A 19,340-nucleotide genomic window follows, 5' to 3' on the forward strand; every position below is an offset into this window, starting at 1 on the left:
ATCAACTTGGTCATGACACTGGCCGGCGTCTTTTGCTCAAACCGCGCTAGAACTTCTGCCCACATCGTTTTCGTCACCCTGACTGGAATTTTGGGAGAGTTTAAACGAAGACCTTGAAAGGGCTGGCCGTAAGGGCGAAACCGTAAGTGGCCGTTACCGCAGAAATGGATATGTACACCATCAAAAATCCCGGTCGGCTATCAGGCCGCCTTCGCGAGCAAGCCCGCTCCCACAGGGTCCGAGTGAACCCCAAGGGAGACGCCAAAGTCAGGCCAGACTTTTGCTGACCACCTCGAACACATCGCTCGACAACTGACCCGAAGCGCGAATCCGCTCCAGCTCACCTTTCATCAACGCCTGACGCGCATCGTCATACTTGCGCCAGCGAGTCAGCGGCGCCAACTGCCGAGAAGCGATCTGCGGATTAAACCCGTTCAGCTCGATCACCAGATCCGCGAGGAACCGATAACCCGAACCATCCGCCGCATGGAAATTAATCAGGTTCTGCCCGGCAAACGCCCCGACCAGCGCCCGCACCTTGTTCGGGTTCTTGATATTGAACGCCGGATGCTGCATCAACGCCTTGACCCGCTCCAGACCACCAGGCAACACGCTGCCCGCCTGGACGCTGAACCACTGATCCATGACCAACGGGTTGTCCTTGAAATGCTCGGCAAAACTGGCCAGGGCCTTGGCTTTCTCGTCTTCGAACGACGAATTGACCAACACCGCCAACGCCGTCAGGCGCTCGGTCATGTTGTCGCTGGCCTCGAACTGCTCAAGCGTCGCCACCAACACCTCCGGTTTACCGCTAAGCATCAGGTACGACAGCGCAATGTTCTGCAACGCGCGACGAGCGAAATGCACGGCCTCGGCTACATACGGGGTTTTCTTCGACAGATCGCGATTGGCCTGATAACGCAGCCACAACGCCTCGAACAAACTTTCTGCCAATTGCTTGCGAGCAAACTCGCGAGCGATGTGAATGGCGTCAACGTCAGCCACTTCGCTGATCTCGGTCAGATACGCCTCGCCCGGCAGCGAGAGCATTTCCGCGACCATCGCCTGATCCAGCGTCTCGTCCGACAACACGGTATGCAAGGCAGAAACCAGGCGCTGATCCAGCACCAGTTTCTCGCCCTTTTGCTGCTGGGCAATCAGCTCTTGCAGCACCTGAACCGACAATTGCTGACCCGCATCCCAGCGGTTGAAACCGTCGCTGTCGTGTTGCATCAGGAACATCAGTTGATCGCGGTTGTACGGGAAGCTCAGTTTCACCGGCGCCGAGAAGCCACGCAGCAACGAAGGCAATGGCTGTTGCGCGATGTCGATGAAGGTGAATGTCTGCTCCGCTTCGGTCACCGAAATGACCCGTGAAGTGCCCTGAGCGCTGGCTTCACCGGAAAGACGCAACGCAATGGCCGCGCCTTTGGCGTCCAGCAGGCCCAATTCGACCGGAATCACGAACGGCAACTTCTCAACCTTGTCCGGGGTTGCCGGGCAGCTCTGGCGGAACGTCAGGCTGTAGGTTTTCGCCGCCGCGTCGTAGGACTCGCTGACCGCCAAACGCGGTGTGCCGGCCTGGCTGTACCAGCGTTTGAACTGGGTCAGGTCGACACCGTTGGCGTCTTCCATGGCTTTAATGAAGTCGTCGCAAGTCACGGCCTGGCCGTCATGGCGTTCGAAGTACAGGTCGCTGCCTTTGCGGAAGCCTTCGGCGCCGAGCAAGGTATGGATCATGCCGACCACTTCCGAACCCTTTTCGTACACGGTCAGGGTGTAGAAGTTGGAAATCTCGATGAAGCTGTCCGGGCGTACGGCGTGAGCCATGGGACCGGCGTCTTCGGCGAACTGGTGGGTGCGCAGGTACGCCACATCCTGGATGCGCTTGACCGTGGCCGAGTTCATGTCGGCGGAGAAGCCTGAATCGCGGAACACGGTGAAGCCTTCCTTCAGCGACAATTGGAACCAGTCGCGGCAGGTCACGCGGTTGCCCGACCAGTTGTGGAAGTACTCGTGGGCAACGATCGCCTCGACCCGCTGGTGCGCGGCGTCGGTCGCGGTTTCAGCACGGGCCAGCACGGCGCTGGAGTTGAAGATGTTGAGGCCCTTGTTCTCCATGGCACCCATGTTGAAGTCGTTGACCGCGACGATCATGAAGATGTCCAGGTCGTACTCGCGACCGTAGACCTCTTCGTCCCAGCGCATGGACTTCTTCAGGCTGTTCATGGCGTGCTGGCACTTGTCGATGTTTTCCGGCTCGACATAAATGCGCAGCGCCACGGAGCGATCGGTCATGGTGGTGAAGGTGTCTTCGACGCACCACAAATCACCAGCCACCAGCGCGAACAGGTAGGCAGGTTTCTTGAACGGATCTTCCCAGGTCGCCCAGTGCCGGCCGTCTTCGCCGGGACCTGAGGCAATCGGGTTGCCGTTGGACAGCAACACCGGATAGCTGTGCTGCTCGGCAACCACCGTGGTGGTGAACGTGCTCATCACGTCCGGACGGTCGAGGTAATAGGTGATCTTGCGGAAGCCTTCGGCCTCGCACTGGGTGCAGAACATCGTGCCGGATTTGTACAGGCCTTCCAGCGCGGTGTTGGTTTCCGGGTGGATCCTGACGCTGGTGTCGACCGTGAAGGTGGTGCTGGTCGGGTGCAGGGTCAGGTGGTTTTCCGTCAACTGATAGTCGGCGGCGGTCAACTCGATGTCGGCCAGGTTGACCGACAGCAATTCTAGCTGTTGGCCATCCAGCACCAGCGGCGGCAGGCCCGGGCCACGCTCGGGATTGCGGCGCATCACCAGTTGCGCATGGACCAGGCTGTGGTCCTCGTACAACTCGAAGGTCAGGTGCGTCTCGTCGATCAGGTACTCGGGCGCCTGATAGTCCTTCAGGTAGATCATCTTCGGTTGTTCGGTGCGCATGCTGGAGTCCTTACTGATGCACGGCGAGCTGGTAGGCCGTGTATTTACGAATATTGATTACGCCGGTGTCGAAAATCAGGTACTGGCCCTTTATTCCCAACAGCGTGCCTTCGGCGATCGGATTCTTGTCCAGGTTGAAGCTGACGATCTTGGCTGGATATTGCTCGACCGGATAGCGGATTTCGAGCGTTTCTACATCGGCAATAGTCTGGATCGCCTGTAGGCCAAATCGTTCCTGCAAACTTTGCAGTCCTTCGGCGCAACTGTCGAACAACTGATCACGAACCTGCGCCAGGTCGACCGACACCGCATCGCCCTTGAGTAACGCACGCCAGTTGGTCTTGTCTGCCACCTGACTACGGAACAGGTCTTCGACGAAGCCCGACTGCTGACGGGTCGAGACACGCATGATTGGCAAGGCCTGACGGGCGCCCTGATCGATCCATCGGGTCGGCAGCTGGGTGGCGCGGGTAATCCCGACCTTCACCCCCGAAGAGTTGGACAGATAGACAATGTGATCCGTCATGCAGAACTTCTCGCCCCACTCCGGCTCACGGCAGGTGCCAGCGTCATAGTGGCAACGCTCCGGGCTCATGATGCAGATGTCGCACTGGGCCAGTTTGGTCATGCACGGGTAGCAGTAACCCTGACTGAAACTGGTTTTGGTCTTGCGTCCACAATGGGTGCAATGAATCGCCCCCAGGTATTCCAGGCGCACCGTGGTGCCGATCAATGGATTGACCGGGACCTCGACGTCATCCAGACGAAACGCGTACTGCACGTTCGGCCCGTCAAGGCGCGCCGACATTTTGCTGATTGCACCGCGACCAATCTCGATCAATGGACGGCATCCGATTTGAACAGGATATTCGGCACTTCGATCGACTTGGAGCCGCACTCCTGCACGCCCATGTAACCGGTGCGCTGGTCTTCGGGCAGGTTCTGGATTTCCCAGGCGATCATCGCTTGCAGCGACAGTTCGCGTTGTTCGGCGGTGAGTTTGCCACCGTCGGACCATTTACCGATTTCCACCGCCAATTTCAGGCTCTGGTAGATATCAGGGGTGATGTTGTTGATCATTTCGTTAAAAGAGGACATCAAGGGCTCCGCGCTCTTTATTGATATAACTGGTTAGACGGCCAGTTTACGGCGGTTGTACAAACCACCCAACAAGCCGGTCAAGCATCCGACGAGCAACCCGCCGACGTGGGCCGCGTTGGCAATTTCACCGAAGCCGATCATCGAGACCAGCCCGGACAGGCATAGAAGCAGCCACACCAGCATCATCACCAGCACGCCGCGCGGCAGGCGATAAGCCGGGTTTGGCGACAACAGCTGAAAGATCCAGCAATGCCCGAGCAGGCCGTACAGCACGCCGGACAACCCGCCAAACAGCGTCGGACCACTGAAAACAAACTGGGCGTAGTTCGAGACCAGGCCGAACAGCAAGGTCAGGCCGATCAGGTTGATGCTGCCCTGGCGCGACTCGATGCGTCGCCCCAGTTCCCAGTACCACATGCCGTTCATGGCCAGGTGCAGGATGCCGAAGTGGATCAGCATTGGTGTCACCAGACGCCACCATTGCCCCGCCGCCAGGCTGTCAGCCAATGGCACGAAGTGGATGTACTCGCCGACAACGCGAAAATCGAGGAAGGTCAGCCAGCGCATCGTGTCGAGGTTTTCGCCCAGCAGCGTCACCGCGCCGACAAACAGGCTCAGCAGCAACACGAACGCTGTCGCCTTGGCGTGGCGCAATTGTTCCACGAAACCTGGGCGCTTTATGGTTTGCGCCACCGGAATGTCCAGCTGTTGATCGGGATCACCGGCCGGGAAACGTTCGTACAACACACGCACGTCTTCGCTGATGCTGGCCGGCACCCACAGCACTTGCTCGCCCGCCTCTTCGCTGACCCGATGCGGCACCTGCATGCGCTGCAACAGTTTGACGAACCCGCTCAAGTCCACCGCCAGCGGCAGCCGTAAAACAGCAACGGCACTCATCGCAGCACCTCCGGCCGCTCGACATCGACCCAGACAAATTTATGCGGGTCGAGGCGGGTTTCCTGGTCCAGACGATAGGCAACCAATTTGCCGTAAAGCACCGCGCTGTAGTCCAGACAGGCCAGGTTCGGCCGGATCGGCGCCGGTTTGCCGCTGCGCCAGTAATGGCCCACGAACAACAATGGCTCATCGATGCCATAGCGCAGCAAGGTGTTTTTTTCAGTGGACGACAGCGGCGTCCGGGCCACGGGTTCGGGCAAGGCGTCGGGCTGGAACACAATGTCTCCGTAGGTTTGCGGGTCGTCTTCCCAAAACTTGGTGCGAAAGAACGAACGCGTCAGGCCATCGCCACTGGTCATTGTCAGACCATGAGGCAAGCGCATGTCAGTGCCGCGCAGCAGGCGGTCGAACACGGTGCAGGCGAAACTGCCCGGTACGGCCGAGGCCTGGAGGAAATGTTCATCGACGCAACCGTTGGGGAATAGCGCGCGCAAGGGTTCAATCAGGCCCGCATCCCAGCAGGCATGCACCACGCGGAAACGCCCGGCATCGACGAACAATGGCATCTCATAGAACCATTGCAGGAAGTCATGCCAGTCCGCCGGATGGTCTTCGAATTGGGTCAGGGTTTCGTTCAGCAAACGCGCATGGCGCGGGGTGTGTTCGCGCACGAACTGCTTGCCGCTGCCCGGAGGCGCCGGCGTGCTCCAGCCGAGGGCGTTGAATTCATGGTTGCCCATGATGCACAGCGCCTGACCCGCTTCGACCATGTCGTGAACGATGTGCAGCGCTTCACGAATCCGCGGGCCGCGGTCGATGATGTCGCCGACGAACACCGCCATGCGCGACGGATGCCGCCAGACGCCAGCGTGTTTTCGGTAACCGAGCAGGTCAAGCAAGTGCTCAAGGGTCAGAGCGCAACCGTGCACGTCACCGATCAGGTCGTAGCTTCGCGCGGGATCGAGCATCAGTCGCCTCCACCACCCAACTTGCTGCCCCAGCCGAGTTTGGTCCGGCAGACTTCATAATAGTTGTGGTCTAGTGGGTGAATCAGCCGCAGCTTCTGGGCTTTCTTGCTGATGGTGATGGTGTCACCCGGCGCGCAGGTGAAATGGTTTTGCCCGTCACAGGAGACTTGCGGGTAAATCTGCATATCTTTGGACACGACGATTTTCAGCTCACTGTTGCCATCGACCACAATCGGCCTGCCCGACAAGGTATGGGGGTACATCGGCACAATCACAATAGCGTCGAGCTTGGGATGCATGATCGGCCCGCCTGCCGACAGCGCGTAGGCGGTCGAACCGGTCGGCGTGGCGACGATCAGGCCGTCGGCCTTCTGGCTGCAGACAAACTGGCCGTCGATGTACAACTCGAATTCGATCATCCGCGTCGATTTGCCGGGGTGCAGCACCACGTCATTCAGCGCGTCGCCCTGACCGATGGCCTCGGCGTGACGGCGGACTTCGGCTTGCAACAGGAAACGGTTCTCCACCAGATAGTGGCCGTCGAGCACTTCGGCGACTTTGACTTCCAGCTCATCGGGGCGAATATCGGTCAGGAAACCCAGGCTGCCACGGTTGATGCCGAGCACCGGAATATTGTGTCGGGCCAGCGCACGAGCGGCGCCCAACAGGCTGCCGTCACCACCGACCACAATCACCATGTCACATACTTCGCCGAGCATCTTGCGCGACGAGGTTTGCAAGCCATGACCCGGCAAGACTTCAGCGATGGTGTCTTCGAGGATCACGTGCAGGTGACGATCGAGCAGAAACCGTTTCAGTCGGCGGACGGTATCCAGCACCTGCGAACTGCCCAGGCGACCGATGATGCCGATATTACGAAATTGCTCCATGAGGTTCCTGCGCGACGGCGAAAAACACGATTATGGGCGAAAGCGCGGGATAGACAAAATCCTTTCAGCCACAACGGTGTACTCACGATTGAGGCTATGCTCGCAAGATGATCCTATTTCCAGATTTGCTGCAGTTGCCCCACCAGTTGCGCCACCCCGAAGTGCGCGACCTGGCGTGGGTCATCCTCGCGCCGCCGATGCTCGGCGTCACGACGTGGCCGCAGCGTCACCCGCTGACCGGCAGTGACTGGGTGCAGGCACCGGAACGGCTCGAATTGTGGTTGCGGCAATTGGATCGTGACAGTTATGACTTGCTGCACTGGCTGGCGCAGGCTCGAACCCGGCGATTGGGCTTGTACTACGAACGCCTCTGGCAATACGCCGTGCGACACGCACCGGGTATCGACCTGATTGCCGCCAACATGCCGATCCGCCGCGAAGGCCACACGCTGGGTGAGCTGGACATGCTGCTGCGCGATCGTGATGGCGTGCATCATCTGGAACTGGCGATCAAACTTTACCTTGGCCCACAAAATGGCGACGGACACGACACGGCGCAGTGGCTCGGCCCCGGTTGCCACGATCGGCTGGACCGCAAACTGGCCCATCTGACGCAGCATCAATTACCGATTTCGGCGCGCCCGGAGAGCCGCGAAGTATTGGCGGCGCTGGATATCCAGCAGTTCAGTGCACATTTGTGGCTGGGCGGCTATTTGCTGTATCCGTGGCCGGGACAGGCCGAGCCACCGAATGGTGCACATCCCCAACATTTACGCGGTAGCTGGCTGCACCAGAAGGACTGGGCAGACTTTGTCGTGCAACGCCCATTCGGTCGCTGGCAACCCCTGCCCCGCCATGCCTGGCTGGCGCCGGCTCACTATCCGGTGGAGCAGACCTGGAGCACTGAACAGCTGAATGCCTGGCTCAGCGACCTGGAGCCATTGGCCCCGGCGCAGTTGCTGGTGCGACTCACAGAAAACGCCCAGGGTGATTGGGAAGAAGCCGAGCGGCTGTTTCTGGTGGCGGATCTTTGGCCGAATGTGCCCGGTAATGGCTGAGAGGTGTGGTGGCTGCCCTGGCCTCTTCGCGAGCAAGCCCGCTCCCACAGGTTGAAATGCAGTCCTCTGTGGGAGCGGGCTTGCTCGCGAAGGAGCCGACGCGGTCTAAACCGATAACCGCAATGCCAAAGCCGCTAACGTCACCAGCAAAACAGGCGCCGTCAGCACAATCCCGACCTTGAAGTAATACCCCCAGCCAATCCGGATACTCTTGCGCTCCAGCACATGCAACCACAGCAGGGTCGCCAGGCTGCCAATCGGCGTAATCTTGGGCCCCAGGTCGCTGCCGATGACGTTGGCGTAGATCATCGCTTCCTTCACCACCCCGGTCGCCTGGCTGGCATCGATCGACAGCAAACCGATCAGCACCGTTGGCAGATTGTTCATCATCGACGACAGCAGCGCCGTCAGCACGCCCGTGCCCATGGCCGCGCCCCACACGCCGTAACCGGCAAAACCATCCAGCCAACCGGCCAGATACCCCGTGAGCCCCGCGTTGCGCAGGCCATACACCACCAGGTACATGCCCAGCGAGAAAATCACGATATGCCACGGCGCTTCTTTAATGACTTTGCGCGTGGAAATCTTGTGACCACGGGCGGCAATGGCCAGCAGCAACACCGCGCACACCGCAGAAATGGCACTGATCGGAATCCCCAGCGGTTCCAGTGCGAAGCAGCCGAGCAGCAGAATCACCAACACGGCCCAACCGGCATAAAACGTGGCGTGGTCGTGAATCGCTGAAGCCGGATGCGCCAGTTGCTCGGGGTCGTAGTCCTTGGGAATGTCACGACGGAAAAACCACATCAGCATCGCCAGGGTCGCCGCAACACTTACCAGGTTGACCGGGATCATTACCGCCGCGTAACGATTGAAACTGATGTGGAAAAAGTCAGCGGAAACGATGTTCACCAGGTTCGACACCACCAACGGCAAACTCGCTGTGTCCGCGATGAAACCGGCGCCCATGACGAACGCCAGTGTCGCCGCTGGGGAAAAGCGCAACGCCAGCAGCATGGAAATCACGATGGGTGTGAGAATCAGCGCTGCCCCGTCGTTGGCGAACAACGCCGACACCAACGCACCGAGCAGCACCATATAAGCAAACAGCTTGCGTCCGCTGCCCCGCCCCCAACGGGCCACATGCAACGCCGCCCAGGCAAAGAACCCCGCCTCGTCCAGCAGCAGACTGATGACTATCAGCGCGACAAAGGTTCCGGTGGCGTTCCAGATAATCTGCCACACCAGCGGGATGTCGCTGAGGTGTACGACCCCGAAAATCAGCGCAAGTACCGCGCCGAATACCGCACTCCAGCCAACGCCAAGGCCTTTTGGCTGCCAGATCACCAAGGTGATGGTCAGCAGGAAAATCAACGATGCGATCAGCATGCAGTGCAGCCTTGTCAGAAAACAAACCGCGATTCAGCCGCAACACACGAACGGAGTAAAGTCCAAATTTGCTCCCCTGCGCCTAAACGCACCAAGGGCGAGTCCATACATAGCAGCTGCTACGACAGATCGGTGCGCAATGATTTGTAGCCGAACCCTTGTAGGAGCAAAGCTTGCTCGCGATGTCGGTGTGTCAGTCAGATCAATGCCGACTGAAACACCGCCATCGTGAGCAAGCTTTGCTCCTACGCAGGATTTGTCATTCCTTCTTGTGTTGTTCGACCCAAAGACCATAAGCATTGATGAATTTTTGCAAAAACGGTTTGAGCGACTCGGACAGGTTACCCGCCTCGTCGAATGCTGAACCGGCACCGCTCAGATAGGCTTCCGGTTGCTGCATGCACGGCACATCCAGGAATACCATGGACTGGCGCAGGTGATGGTTGGCGCCAAAACCACCGATAGCGCCCGGCGAAGCACTGATCACTGCTCCAGGTTTTCCACTCCAGACACTCTTGCCATAGGGACGCGAACCCACATCGATCGCGTTCTTCATCGGCGCAGGCACCGAACGGTTGTATTCGGGGGTCACGAACAGCACCGCGTCGGATGAGCTCACTTGTTGCCGGAAAGTGCTGTAGGCTGCCGGCGGTGAAGCACCATCGATGTCCTCGTTGTAGAGCGGCAGATCGCCGATTTCGACGATAACCAGTTTGAGATTGGCAGGCGCCAGCTTGGCCAGGGCCAGCGCCACCTTGCGATTGATCGATTCCTTTCTCAAGCTGCCGACCAGTACAGCGATCGTATAGACGTTGCTCATGGAAGATTCTCGACTGTCCGATGGAAAGAGTTTGTAGTTATAGATGACGATTCAACCCGTGGGCGACTGAAAAACGCCGCCCCTGACTATTTTTTTCCTGTAGGAAAACTTACCTCGCCCAACCACGGTCTACAGAGCCGCAAATTGAGTGATTTATCCCCAGAGGTTCTAAGCAGATGGCAGCAGTACTCGTCGGTCAGTTCCATGCAAGAGACGCGGAAGGCCGCGTTTATTCCGTGCATGAGTTCCAGGAATCCACCCCGTCGGCAGACGGTCTCACTGGCTCGGTGCCTGTCACCACCTACAAATTGGCCATTGGCGATCGCGTCAAAAAGCTCGATGACAACCAATTTCTGCTGGTGCAATCGGACGTGACCATCGTGCGCGAGCCTGACACCTATGTCGGCAGCCGGCCGGAAACCACCATCGCTTCATAACCCCGTGTTATGAGCAGAAGTCATATGCGCGCACTTGAGTTAGGATTCAGCCACTGACTCCCTCACCTGCTGAACATGGACTTCACGCATGCGTTTACGTCATATCGAAGTGATCCAGGCGCTCCTGCAGACCGGTCACCTGGGCACCGCCGCCGAATGGCTGCAGTTGCCTGTGGCTGAAGTCGAAGGGATTCTGCGCGACGCCGAGGATCAGTTGGGTTTCATGCTGTTTTCCAGCGTGCGTGGACGCTTGCAGGCCACGCGCGAGGCGCGGGAGTTGCAGGTCCAGATCGCCCACGTCTATGAAGCGCTCGAGCCGGTTCAGCGGCTGGCCAACAGCCTCAGGCAATATCAGGCTCCGCCCTTGCGGATCGTCTGCACGCCGCCCCTGGCACAGCAGCTATTGCCACAGAGCATTGCCGCCCTGCGCCGACGCCTTCCTGACGCGCCTTGCACCCTTCTGAGTCAACCTACCCGCGAGATCGTCAGAAACCTGCTGCTGCGTGAAAGCGATCTGGGCCTGAGCCTGCATGACCCCGATCACGCCGACATTCATTGCCAGGTGATCGCCCAAGGCAAACTTCAGCTGCTGGCCCCCCACGGCTGGTTGCAACCCAAACAAAAGTACATCTCGCTGCAGGACCTGGCCGGCCAATCGATGGTGGGCCTGGAAGGTCATGATCCGCTGAGCCCGGCGCTGGAAAACAAGCTGCATGCCCTGCGCCCTGCCCCGGTCATTCAAACCCGGGTACAGACTCACCAGATGATGCGCAGCATGGTCGAGGCCGGTGAAGGTCTGGCCATCGTCGACCCTTTCACCGCCCTCGGGGCGAAATCGGCCGGGCTGGATGCCTGCCCGCTGGCGCCGGCCGTGCCGATCAGCCTGTATGCCTTGACCCTCAAGAACGGCGAGCCATCGCCAGCGGTTCAGGCATTGCTGGGCATCATCACGGAACAAGCCGTGGCGATGTTGGCGAACTAAGCGGGGTTTCCAGCGGATTATCGAACAATCGATACCAGAACAGCGCCACTTCGGCGGTGTTCGGATCGATCCCGCGATAGCGCAGGTGATCGATTCCGCCCAAGACGTAACCGCGGCGCTCATAAAGCCGGCAGGCCCCCAGGTTGTTGTTCTGGGTTTCGAGCATGATGCCCGGCAGTTTCTTTTTGCGACTCCAGAACTGCGCCACATCCAGCAACGCCTTGGCCACACCATGACGGCGCGCCGGCGCATGCACCGCCAACTCGTCGATATGGGCAAAGCCGTTCCAGTTGGTGCTGACCACCAGGTGACCCACGGGTTCATCATCGAGATAAGCCATGAAAATAGCGCTGTCAGCGGCATCACGGAAACTGCTGAACTCCTCGGGATCAATACCGTAGCACTTGCGATAGGGCGTGATCGGCGTCACCGGCCACTGCTCCACCGGTTTACCGATTTCGGCGGCGCCGTAGTCTGCGACTTCAAAACTGAAATCACTGCCCCAGATGTAGGCTGCAAAACCATCGTCGGCAACGCGCACCGACAGCCCTGGGTATTTCGGATTCATGATCGGTTGCATACTGGGAAAGGTCCTCATTCCTTGATGCAATCAACGGTATACAGCCGTCCATTGCCCTCGTCTTCGTGTTGCAATCCGTGTACATCAGCGACAAACCCCGGGAAGCTGCTATCGAACGTGCGGGCAAACGCCAGGTAATCGATGATCGAGCGTGTCGACTCGGTAAAACGCTCGCCGGGCATGATCAACGGAATCCCCGGCGGATACGGCACCAGCATCACCGCGGCGATCCGCCCATCCAGTGCATCGATCGATACCGCTTCCACCTCGCCACGCACTAATTGATCATAGGCGTCAGACGGCTTCATGGCGATTTCCGGCAGCACTGTATACATGCGTTTCAGGTGTTTGGCCGTGGCATTGCTGCGATAGCAGGCGTGCAGTTGATCGCACAAATCGCGCAACCCCATGCCCTGATAGCGCGTGACATTCTCTTGTGCCACGCACGGCAGGCACGTCGCGAGGCTGACATTGGCATCGTAGCTGCGCTTGAACTCCAGCAACTCAGTCAGCAGCGTGCTCCATTTGCCCTTGGTGATGCCCATGGAGAACAACACCAGGAACGAATACAGCCCGGTCTTTTCAACGACCAACCCACGTTCCCAAAGGAACTTGCTGACCACCGCCGCCGGAATCCCGCGCTGGCTAAGGGCGCCGCCTGCCGTCAGGCCCGGCATCACCAACGTGACCTTGATCGGATCAAGCAGCACGTAATCGTCGGTCACGCCGCCAAAGCCATGCCAGTCGGCGTCGGGTTGCAGCAGCCAGTCGTCGGTGATCACGCGGTCGATGCCTTCCACCGACGGCGGCTGCCAGATGGAAAACCACCAATCGTCAGCGGCGATGTGCTGACGCAAATTGGCCAGTGCCCGGCGGAAACTCAGCGCTTCGTCGAACATTTCCTGCAACAGCGATCGCCCGGCCGGGCCTTCCATCATGGCCGACGCCACATCCAGCGAAGCGATGATGCTGTACTGCGGCGAGGTCGAGATGTGCATCATGAACGCTTCATTGAAGCGATCCCGATCCAGCTGCCGCGCGCCGCCGTCCTGGACGTGAATCATCGACGCCTGGCTGAACGCCGCCAGCAGTTTGTGGGTGGAATGGGTAGTGAACACCAGGGGGCCGCCTTCACTGCGGGAAGTGCCCATGCCGTAACGTCCGGCGAAGAACTCGTGAAACGCCGCGTAGGCGTACCAGGCCTCATCGAAGTGCAAGACCTCGACACTGTTGCCTAGTTGCTGCTTGATCAGCTCAGCGTTGTAGCAGAGGCCGTCGTACGTCGAATTGGTCACCACCGCCAACTTGACCTTGGGCGCCCGGCCCTTGGTCAGCGGGCTGGCGTCGATCTTGGCCTGAATCGATTCGCGACTGAATTCGCTCAATGGAATCGGGCCGATGATCCCCAGCTCATTGCGCTCCGGGCACAGGTACAGCGGAATGGCGCCGGTCATGATGATCGAGTGCAATATCGACTTGTGGCAGTTGCGATCCACCAATACCAAGTCATCGCGAGCGACCATCGAATGCCAGACGATTTTGTTAGCGGTCGAGGTGCCATTGATCACAAAGAAAGTGTGATCGGCGCCGAAATTGCGGGCCGCACGGGCCTCGGCTTCTGCCAGCGGACCGGTGTGATCGAGCAAAGAACCGAGTTCCGGCACCGACACCGACAAATCGGAACGCAACGTATTTTCCCCGAAGAACTGGTGAAACGCCTGACCCACCGGGCTCTTGTGGTACGCCACACCGCCGCCATGGCCGGGTGTGTGCCAGGAATAATTGGAGTCGGCCGTGTGTTGCACCAGCGCTTTGAAAAACGGCGGCAGCAGACCATCCAGATATTTGCGTGCCGCTCGAGCGACCTGCCTGGCCAGAAAAGGCACAGTGTCTTCGAACAGATAAAGAATCCCGCGCAGCTGATTGAGTTCAGCCATGGCGTCGGCCGGAGCGTTCTCCAGGGTCACCTGCTCACCCAGCGCGAAGATCGGCAGGTCGGGCGCACGCACTCGCGCCAGGCCGATCAGCTCGGCCATGTTGTGCAGTAGATGAGAGTGAGTGCTGGCGTCTTCAGCTGCAATCAACATGCAGGAAAGACCGTGATGGGTCGAAGCGACCAGTCGCCCTTCGGTGTAATTCACCGCCGAGACAATGCTGAAGCCTTCCTGCTCCAGCTCCCGGGCAATGCCACGCACGCGATCACCGGCGACGGTGTCGGCCTTGATGTCGCGATGGACGATCAGGACCGGGAATTTCAAATCTTTATACATGGGGCTCAGTGTCCTGAGGCGGCAGACCGTGGTCCGCCAATCACCTCAGGGTAGAGGGTTCGAGCGCATGTGGCGAGTGTGATGCACTGAAATGGGTCATCAGGCGCGTTACGCTTGATCAAGATCAAAAATCGCAGCGCTACGCCTGAGCCTTGGCTTCAGCCAGTTGCTGCCAGAGCGATGGAGCGCCGGCGGATTTGGCGATGACTTCCAGGCGTGCCATGTGCTGGGCCAGGTCATCCTCGCTGGCACGGATGATACGCGTCGGTTGACGATCGACCGGCAGGCGGCGGATCTCGGTGGCGGAGTTGTCCGCACCTTCCCCGGAACCATTGCCATCGGAAGCATTACCGGCCAGGGACAGGCTGGTCTGGCCGCCCGTCATGGTCAGGTAAACGTCGGCGAGGATCTCGGAGTCGAGCAAGGCGCCGTGCAGTTCACGACCGGAGTTGTCGACGCCATAGCGTTTGCACAAGGCGTCGAGGCTGTTGCGCTGCCCCGGGTGACGTTCCCGGGCCATCATCAGGGTATCGAGGATCGAGCAGTGCTGCGTGATGTCCGCACGATCGTGCTGGCCCATCAGGGCGAATTCGTTGTTGATGAAGCCAACGTCGAACGCCGCGTTATGGATGATCAGTTGCGCACCCTTGATGAATTCAAAGAACTCATCGGCCACTTCAGTGAAGCGCGGCTTGCCGACCAAAAATTCGTTGGTGATGCCGTGGACGCCAATGGCGCCTTCATCACTCTCGCGGTCCGGTTGCAGGTAAACGTGGAAATGCCGGCCCGTCAGGCGCCGACCGATCAACTCGACACAACCGATTTCGATAATCCGGTGGCCGTCGGTCACCGGCATGCCGGTGGTTTCGGTATCGAGTACAACGGATCTGGTGGCCATCAGTGCTCAGCTCTCAACGGGTCATTCGTGCAAAAGCGGCGATATTAACACGCTCGCGAGAGCGTCAACGACCGGTATTCAGACCAGCACAGGCCGCCGCGATTTTGATGTTGTGATTTCTTGAGGGCCGGGGTTGCCCGCGATGGCCCCTGGCCGGAGCACCGAGTCGCGGCCTTCGCGAGCAAGCCCGCTCCCACATTCAACCGTATTCTCATGGAAGAACTCGATGAAATGTGGGAGCGGGCTTGCTCGCGAAGAGCGATGACGCGGTGCATCGGTAGAGCCGGAATCAAGCCTGTTTGTAACCGCGCACTTCATCCACGCCACGATTGGCCAGTTGGTCGGCGCGTTCGTTGCCGTGATGGCCAATGTGCCCGCGCACCCATTTCCAGGTGACGTTGTGGCGATTGACCTGCTCATCCAGCAACTTCCACAGATCAGCGTTTTTCACCGGTTCTTTCGCAGCGGTTTTCCAGCCGCGCTTCTTCCAGTTGTCCATCCACTCGTTGATGCCTTTCATCACATACTGCGAGTCGGTGACCAGCAGCACGTCGCAGGAGCGCTTGAGTTCTTCAAGGCCACGGATCGCGCCCATCAGCTCCATGCGGTTGTTGGTGGTGTTGGCTTCGCCGCCCCACAGTTCTTTTTCAACGCCCTTGCACACCAGCAAAGCGCCCCAGCCGCCAGGGCCAGGGTTGCCTTTACAGGCGCCGTCGGTGAAGAGTTCTACGCTATCGCTCATGCCAATCTATCCAGAAAATGCGGTGGCTCGCCGATCAGTGATCGACGATGCCCGAGGCCGGGGCAAACCCGGCCGGGAAATAAAAAGTGTCTTACGGATCGATGCGGCGACGATTGACCTTGGCCATCGGCAATGGAATCAGCTTGCCCATCGGTTCGCGCCGCTCCTGACGGACGGGACGCAGGCCCACCACGATCTTGCGCGCAACCAATAAATAGAAGCCGCCACCCGAGAGTTGCCAGTCACCGGCCTTGCGCTCCCAACCGGCCAGACGAGCCTGCCAGGCGGGTGACGCAAGCGGCGGACGATAGCACCCGAAGCGGCGTTTCTCCAGCGCGAAGCCCAGCAGGTTCAACCAGTCAGCGACTCGCGAGGGGGAGATGCAGCGAGCCTTGCGCAAGGCGTCGTGAGCAAAAACGTGACGCAAGCCCCAGGTGCTCCAGGGGTTGATCCCGACGATCAGCAGATGCCCGCCAGGCCGCACGCTGCTCGCCGCTTCGCGCAGCAGACCGTGGGGCGACAGGCAGAAATCCAGCCCATGCTGCAACACCACCACATCGGCGGCATGCTCGCTCAAAGGCCACGCCTGCTCTTCGCAGACGATCTCGACACCCGGCAACGGCGCGCCGAGCCGCACATTGCGCTGCACTTGCGGCGCCGATGGCGGCGTCTGGGCCGACGGACCGTAATGCACCAGGTAGCCACCGAAGAACCGCCCCAACTCGTCTTCGAGCATGCGACGTTCTTCGTCCAGCAAAAATTGCCCGATAGGGCCGGACAGCCATTCACGGGCCGCGCTGATCAATGTCAGCCATTCAGGATCAGCCTGAGCGAACGCTTTATCGGTCATTGCATTCTCCAACGCGCCAGGAAGTTCTAAGATGCGCCATTGTTTTCCGCTTGGCGAATCCGACGATGATACAGATCAGTGCCCTGCCCGCCTTCACCGACAACTACATCTGGTTATTACAAGACCACCGCACCCAGCGCTGCGCAGTGGTCGATCCGGGCGATGCCGCGCCAGTGCAGGCCTGGCTCGCCGCGCATCCGGGTTGGGTGTTGAGTGATATTTTGATCACTCACCATCATCATGACCACGTCGGCGGCGTCGAGCAGCTTAAAAAAGCGACAGACGCGACAGTCTATGGCCCGGCCAGTGAAAGCATCCCGGCGCGGGACGTGGCACTCAAGGACAATGACCGCATCAGCGTGCTGGGCTGGGACTTCGATGTCATCAATGTACCGGGCCATACCCTCGGGCACATTGCCTTTTATCACCAGGGCCATTTGTTTTGTGGCGACACCCTGTTCGCCGCCGGTTGCGGGCGCTTGTTCGAAGGCACGCCGCAGCAGATGCATGCCTCACTGAGCCGCCTGGCCGCGCTGCCTGAAGATACGCAGGTCTACTGCACTCACGAATACACGTTGAGCAACCTGAAGTTTGCCGTGGCGGTCGAACCGGGCAATCCGGACACCGCCGCACGTCTGGAAAAAGTCACCGCACAACGTGAAGCCGGAATCATGACGCTGCCCTCTACTCTGGCGCTTGAAAAGCTTACCAACCCGTTTTTGCGTGTCGACGAAACATCCGTTAAAGAAAAAGTGGACGAACGGAATGGAACCCAAAACCGGGCTCCGAGTGCGGTTTTTGCTGCTCTGCGTGCTTGGAAAGATAAGTTCTAAGTAGCCATCATGCTGGTACAAAAATTCTGAATGGTTGACCGCAGGGGGTGCGCTTTCTAGAATCGCCCGACATTTTTGCCCGGAACTTACTTCCAGCCAATGTCGTCATCTATTCGTAAAGCCATCAATTCAGACGCATTGACCCGCTTGGCTCAAGCCATTGCGGTGGCTGTGTCCGCCACTCTGGCGGGCTGCTCAAGCCATGTGCCACAGACCGACGCGGCACACACTCCGAACATCGCCGCCCGGGCCAAGCAGAAACCAATCTGGCTCAGCGAAAAACCGACTCCACAAATTCCACAAGATGTCTGGGAGCGCATGCGCCAGGGCTTCCAGTTGCAGGACAACCTGGGCGTCAACCCGCGCATCGAGCAACAGCGCCTGTGGTTCGCCAGCAACCCGTCCTTCCTCGAAAACGCCGGCGAACGCGGCAGCCTCTACATTCACTACATCGTCGAACGCCTTGAAGAACGCAACATGCCGCTGGAACTGGCGCTGCTGCCAGTGATTGAAAGCGCCTACAACCCGATGGCCTATTCCCGGTCCGACGCCGTTGGCTTGTGGCAATTCATCCCTTCCACCGGGCGTTACTTCAACCTGCGTCAAACCCGATTTTATGATGGCCGTCGCGATATCACCGCCTCGACCACCGCGGCCATGGATTACCTGACCCGCCTGCACGACATGTTCAACGGCGACTGGCTGCTGGCCCTGGCGGCGTACAACGCCGGCGAAGGCACGGTCAGCCGGGCCATCGAGCGCAACGAAAAGCTCGGCTTGCCGACCGATTACTGGAACCTGCCGCTGCCGGCCGAAACCCAGGCCTACGTGCCGAAGCTGCTGGCCTTGTCGCAAGTGGTGCTGGCACCTGAAGCCTACGGCGTGAACCTGAACCCGATCGCCAACGAACCGTACTTCCAGGTCGTCGAAATCAACCAGCGCATGGACCTGTCCAAGGTCGCCGCGGTGGCTAACATCGACGAAGACGAACTGTTCCAGCTCAACCCGGCCTTCAAGCAGCGCACCACCATCGATGGCCCACAGCATTTGCTGGTGCCAACGTCCAAGGCGCAATTGCTGACTGCCAGCCTGTCGACCATGCGTCCTGAGGAGTTGATCAGCAAGAAGTCGCTCAAGCCGGTATTCGAAGGCTCGGACGACTCCGAAATCGCCGGCCTCAAACGTGCCTACCGCGTCAAACGCGGCGACAACCTGGCCGCCATCGCCAAGGCCAACAAGGTCGACGTCAAGGACCTGCAGCGCTGGAACAAGATGACCGGCAAGAACCTCAAGGCCGGCCAGACACTGGTCATGCAGGACACCGCCAAGCGCAGCAGCGGCCGGGTCAACACCGTCGTGGCGGCGAACAGCAAAGCAAACAGTAAAGCTGACCAACAGAAGCCGCAGACCCAGTACAAGGTCCAGCAAGGCGATTCGCTGTACATGGTGGCCAAGCGTTTCAACGTTGAAATGCAGCACCTCAAGCGCTGGAACCCACGTGTCGGCCAGGCGCTGAAGCCTGGCCAGATGCTGACGGTGGCTTCCCCTCGCTAAAATGAGCCCCTGATTTCAGGGGCTTTTTTTGGCCTGCAGTTGCGAAGAACCTTGTAGCAACAGGCGAAGTGTGGCGAGGGGATTTATCCCCGTCGGGCTGCGAAGCGGCCCCACCAGTTCATTCGCAACACGCACTTACAGGA

Annotated in this window: 18 protein-coding genes; 5 read left to right on the forward strand and 13 right to left on the reverse strand. The window is 59.4% G+C overall.

Annotated elements, in window-relative coordinates:
* Positions 1-267 precede the first annotated feature (267 nt).
* The 6 genes from pepN to KGB03_RS28860 are packed head-to-tail and all read right to left on the reverse strand — an operon-like array spanning position 268 to position 6,784.
* Entirely contained in the window at positions 268-2,925 is a 2,658-nt protein-coding gene (gene pepN / locus KGB03_RS28835; protein WP_218537906.1) for an aminopeptidase N, read from the reverse strand.
* A gap of 10 nt (positions 2,926-2,935) precedes the next feature.
* Positions 2,936-3,766 carry a DUF2797 domain-containing protein gene (locus KGB03_RS28840; protein ID WP_102614773.1) on the reverse strand — a complete coding sequence of 277 codons (831 nt, stop codon included), beginning with the start codon at positions 3,764-3,766 and terminating at the stop codon, positions 2,936-2,938.
* Entirely contained in the window at positions 3,763-4,023 is a 261-nt protein-coding gene (locus KGB03_RS28845) for a YeaC family protein (RefSeq protein WP_008152127.1), read from the reverse strand. The genes KGB03_RS28840 and KGB03_RS28845 overlap by 4 nt, the downstream gene beginning before the upstream one ends.
* 33 nt (positions 4,024-4,056) lie before the next feature.
* Positions 4,057-4,926 carry a rhomboid family intramembrane serine protease gene (locus KGB03_RS28850; protein ID WP_111452311.1) on the reverse strand — a complete coding sequence of 290 codons (870 nt, stop codon included), beginning with the start codon at positions 4,924-4,926 and terminating at the stop codon, positions 4,057-4,059.
* Positions 4,923-5,897, reverse strand: a complete 975-nt coding sequence (locus KGB03_RS28855) for a metallophosphoesterase (RefSeq protein ID WP_178082236.1) — start codon at positions 5,895-5,897, stop codon at positions 4,923-4,925. Before KGB03_RS28855 ends, KGB03_RS28850 begins: the two co-directional genes overlap by 4 nt.
* Complete coding sequence (locus KGB03_RS28860) at positions 5,894-6,784, reverse strand: NAD(+) kinase (protein WP_007906781.1); 891 nt, start codon at positions 6,782-6,784, stop codon at positions 5,894-5,896. The genes KGB03_RS28855 and KGB03_RS28860 overlap by 4 nt, the downstream gene beginning before the upstream one ends.
* Before the next feature lie 107 nt (positions 6,785-6,891).
* Here KGB03_RS28860 and KGB03_RS28865 point away from each other — a divergent pair, with 107 nt between their 5' ends.
* The gene (locus KGB03_RS28865; protein WP_218537904.1) at positions 6,892-7,842 is read left to right on the forward strand and encodes a DUF1853 family protein; all 951 of its coding nucleotides are present in this window, start codon (positions 6,892-6,894) and stop codon (positions 7,840-7,842) included.
* A 105-nt stretch (positions 7,843-7,947) separates the two neighbouring features.
* Here KGB03_RS28865 and KGB03_RS28870 read toward each other — a convergent pair whose 3' ends face one another.
* Positions 7,948-9,231, reverse strand: coding sequence for an arsenic transporter (locus KGB03_RS28870; protein ID WP_111452308.1), 1,284 nt, complete (start codon positions 9,229-9,231; stop codon positions 7,948-7,950).
* Between the two features lie 259 nt (positions 9,232-9,490).
* Positions 9,491-10,051, reverse strand: a complete 561-nt coding sequence (locus KGB03_RS28875) for an NADPH-dependent FMN reductase (RefSeq protein ID WP_218537903.1) — start codon at positions 10,049-10,051, stop codon at positions 9,491-9,493.
* Between the two features lie 176 nt (positions 10,052-10,227).
* On the opposite strand from KGB03_RS28875, the gene KGB03_RS28880 reads away from it, so the two are divergent.
* Both KGB03_RS28880 and KGB03_RS28885 read left to right on the forward strand, forming a co-directional pair.
* Complete coding sequence (locus KGB03_RS28880; protein ID WP_008152110.1) at positions 10,228-10,488, forward strand: hypothetical protein; 261 nt, start codon at positions 10,228-10,230, stop codon at positions 10,486-10,488.
* Positions 10,489-10,576: 88 nt separating this feature from the next.
* Entirely contained in the window at positions 10,577-11,470 is an 894-nt protein-coding gene (locus KGB03_RS28885; protein ID WP_111452306.1) for a LysR family transcriptional regulator, read from the forward strand.
* On the opposite strand, the gene KGB03_RS28890 is transcribed toward KGB03_RS28885, so the two are convergent.
* From KGB03_RS28890 to KGB03_RS28910, 5 genes are all read right to left on the reverse strand, one after another.
* The gene (locus KGB03_RS28890) at positions 11,436-12,050 is read right to left on the reverse strand and encodes a GNAT family N-acetyltransferase (RefSeq protein ID WP_111452305.1); all 615 of its coding nucleotides are present in this window, start codon (positions 12,048-12,050) and stop codon (positions 11,436-11,438) included. The two genes, KGB03_RS28885 and KGB03_RS28890, sit on opposite strands and share 35 nt — an antisense overlap.
* Before the next feature lie 14 nt (positions 12,051-12,064).
* Positions 12,065-14,320, reverse strand: a complete 2,256-nt coding sequence (locus KGB03_RS28895; protein ID WP_218537900.1) for an Orn/Lys/Arg decarboxylase N-terminal domain-containing protein — start codon at positions 14,318-14,320, stop codon at positions 12,065-12,067.
* 139 nt (positions 14,321-14,459) lie between these two features.
* Positions 14,460-15,218 carry a DNA polymerase III subunit epsilon gene (gene dnaQ / locus KGB03_RS28900; RefSeq protein ID WP_074876294.1) on the reverse strand — a complete coding sequence of 253 codons (759 nt, stop codon included), beginning with the start codon at positions 15,216-15,218 and terminating at the stop codon, positions 14,460-14,462.
* Positions 15,219-15,507: 289 nt separating this feature from the next.
* Positions 15,508-15,960 carry a ribonuclease HI gene (rnhA, locus tag KGB03_RS28905; RefSeq protein WP_008028618.1) on the reverse strand — a complete coding sequence of 151 codons (453 nt, stop codon included), beginning with the start codon at positions 15,958-15,960 and terminating at the stop codon, positions 15,508-15,510.
* A gap of 91 nt (positions 15,961-16,051) precedes the next feature.
* Positions 16,052-16,810 (reverse strand): methyltransferase domain-containing protein, encoded by a 759-nt coding sequence (locus KGB03_RS28910; RefSeq protein ID WP_134097126.1) that lies wholly within the window; start codon positions 16,808-16,810, stop codon positions 16,052-16,054.
* A 65-nt stretch (positions 16,811-16,875) separates the two neighbouring features.
* On the opposite strand from KGB03_RS28910, the gene gloB reads away from it, so the two are divergent.
* Together gloB and KGB03_RS28920 are read left to right on the forward strand one after the other, a co-directional pair.
* Complete coding sequence (gene gloB, locus KGB03_RS28915; protein WP_223530642.1) at positions 16,876-17,643, forward strand: hydroxyacylglutathione hydrolase; 768 nt, start codon at positions 16,876-16,878, stop codon at positions 17,641-17,643.
* A 99-nt stretch (positions 17,644-17,742) separates the two neighbouring features.
* Complete coding sequence (locus KGB03_RS28920; protein ID WP_218537898.1) at positions 17,743-19,197, forward strand: transglycosylase SLT domain-containing protein; 1,455 nt, start codon at positions 17,743-17,745, stop codon at positions 19,195-19,197.
* Positions 19,198-19,340: the final 143 nt, after the last annotated feature.

It is taken from the genome of Pseudomonas sp. BF-B-26, assembly GCF_019956495.1.
GTDB lineage: Bacteria > Pseudomonadota > Gammaproteobacteria > Pseudomonadales > Pseudomonadaceae > Aquipseudomonas.

Coding starts and splice junctions, on each gene's coding strand:
- pepN (WP_218537906.1), bottom strand. CDS start 2,925: ATGCGCACCGAACAACCGAAGATGATCTACCTGAAGGACTATCAGGCG.
- KGB03_RS28845 (WP_008152127.1), bottom strand. CDS start 4,023: ATGTCCTCTTTTAACGAAATGATCAACAACATCACCCCTGATATCTAC.
- KGB03_RS28850 (WP_111452311.1), bottom strand. CDS start 4,926: ATGAGTGCCGTTGCTGTTTTACGGCTGCCGCTGGCGGTGGACTTGAGC.
- KGB03_RS28860 (WP_007906781.1), bottom strand. CDS start 6,784: ATGGAGCAATTTCGTAATATCGGCATCATCGGTCGCCTGGGCAGTTCG.
- KGB03_RS28865 (WP_218537904.1), top strand. CDS start 6,892: ATGATCCTATTTCCAGATTTGCTGCAGTTGCCCCACCAGTTGCGCCAC.
- KGB03_RS28870 (WP_111452308.1), bottom strand. CDS start 9,231: ATGCTGATCGCATCGTTGATTTTCCTGCTGACCATCACCTTGGTGATC.
- KGB03_RS28875 (WP_218537903.1), bottom strand. CDS start 10,051: ATGAGCAACGTCTATACGATCGCTGTACTGGTCGGCAGCTTGAGAAAG.
- KGB03_RS28880 (WP_008152110.1), top strand. CDS start 10,228: ATGGCAGCAGTACTCGTCGGTCAGTTCCATGCAAGAGACGCGGAAGGC.
- KGB03_RS28885 (WP_111452306.1), top strand. CDS start 10,577: ATGCGTTTACGTCATATCGAAGTGATCCAGGCGCTCCTGCAGACCGGT.
- KGB03_RS28890 (WP_111452305.1), bottom strand. CDS start 12,050: ATGCAACCGATCATGAATCCGAAATACCCAGGGCTGTCGGTGCGCGTT.
- KGB03_RS28895 (WP_218537900.1), bottom strand. CDS start 14,320: ATGTATAAAGATTTGAAATTCCCGGTCCTGATCGTCCATCGCGACATC.
- dnaQ (WP_074876294.1), bottom strand. CDS start 15,218: ATGGCCACCAGATCCGTTGTACTCGATACCGAAACCACCGGCATGCCG.
- rnhA (WP_008028618.1), bottom strand. CDS start 15,960: ATGAGCGATAGCGTAGAACTCTTCACCGACGGCGCCTGTAAAGGCAAC.
- KGB03_RS28910 (WP_134097126.1), bottom strand. CDS start 16,810: ATGACCGATAAAGCGTTCGCTCAGGCTGATCCTGAATGGCTGACATTG.
- gloB (WP_223530642.1), top strand. CDS start 16,876: ATGATACAGATCAGTGCCCTGCCCGCCTTCACCGACAACTACATCTGG.
- KGB03_RS28920 (WP_218537898.1), top strand. CDS start 17,743: ATGTCGTCATCTATTCGTAAAGCCATCAATTCAGACGCATTGACCCGC.